Annotated in this window: 1 protein-coding gene; it reads right to left on the reverse strand. The window is 38.5% G+C overall.

Annotated elements, in window-relative coordinates:
- Positions 1–43 precede the first annotated feature (43 nt).
- Positions 44–1,201, reverse strand: a complete 1,158-nt coding sequence (locus tag G440_RS0115615) for an integrase core domain-containing protein (RefSeq protein WP_169718968.1) — start codon at positions 1,199–1,201, stop codon at positions 44–46.
- Positions 1,202–1,313: the final 112 nt, after the last annotated feature.

Raw genomic sequence — 1,313 nt, forward strand, 5'->3', positions numbered from 1 at the left:
TGTTCGTTAAGGCACATAGTTTACAAAGTTAAAGTCACATGCTTTACACTAGATTCTGACTTAGTCTAATTGATACTTGTTTATCTCTTATTTTATTTTCATTAAAGTAACCTAAAAATACGTCTCTATAAAATACTCTCCAAATTCCGTTTCCTTGATCTTCAACTCCTACGTATTTGCCCTTAAGTCCAGCAGTTAAATATACCCAATAATATGACTTCCACCGCAGGGATGCATTTTGGCATACTTTCATCACTTTCATGGTTGATGGATAATCATATGTTGGAATTTTCTCAGGGTATGGTCTATTGGAAAAATCATGGCAAGCAGCGGGGGTTTTCATTCCCAAAGCTTCATGAGGTCTAATGTGGTTATATTCCGTTACAAACCGATTTAAACTACGCTGTTGGGCCTTTAAATCGAATGATGAGGGTTTGGCGCAAGCTGCCTTTAAATCACGGTGCATGCGTTCGTGTCGTCCGTTCTGATCTGGTCGTGCCGGATCGGAATAAACCGGATCTATTCCCAGGTCAATAAACCAGTAAGATAGTCTGGTATATCTTTGAATGGCAGCAACAGATCCAAAGGGACTTCCGTTGTCGGTATGTATCTGTTTTGGAATACCGTATTTTCTAAAAACCTTTGTAAACTCTTGCTTAACAGACAGAAAGTTCTCTTTGTAATGTCCTTTGGCCGCAAACAAAAACCGACTCTTGGAATCGGCAATGGTAAGTGGATGACAGTATATTTTATTGCCCATTAGAAACTTTCCTTTATAGTCCGCACTCCAAACTTCGTTACACTTCTTGGGATCGAAAATGGGGAATACAGGCTTGACCCTTCTGCTTCTCTTTTGAGGTTTAACTAGACCATTTTTGGAAAGGATGTTGTGAACCGTGACCACACTTGGAATAAGTTCTTCAGGATACTGTTTAAACAACAATATGCGAATCTTCTTCGCTCCCCAAAGCATGTGTTTGTTCTTTAATTTTAGAATTGAATCCTCAACTTTCTGATCGGTTCTGTTGGGGTGATTAATCGGCGTCCTTTCTTGCTCAATTAATCCCGATAGACCCATTTTCTCATACCGAGAAATCAACTTGTAGGCGGTAGGTCGCGATATGTTAAATGACCTACAAAGTTCTGTGATGGTGTAATTTTGAGTTAACCATTCGTGAATAAATTCTACCTTTTGTTCCATTTTAGTTTTTGCTTTCCAGACCATGATAAAATACTTTTTCAAGCAATTTATGAATCTTAAAAGTGTAAACTATGTCCCTTTAACTTTGTAAAGGATGTCCCTTTACCGTACC

Origin of the sequence: Aequorivita capsosiphonis DSM 23843 (assembly GCF_000429125.1) — a bacterium.
Lineage (GTDB): Bacteria > Bacteroidota > Bacteroidia > Flavobacteriales > Flavobacteriaceae > Aequorivita > Aequorivita capsosiphonis.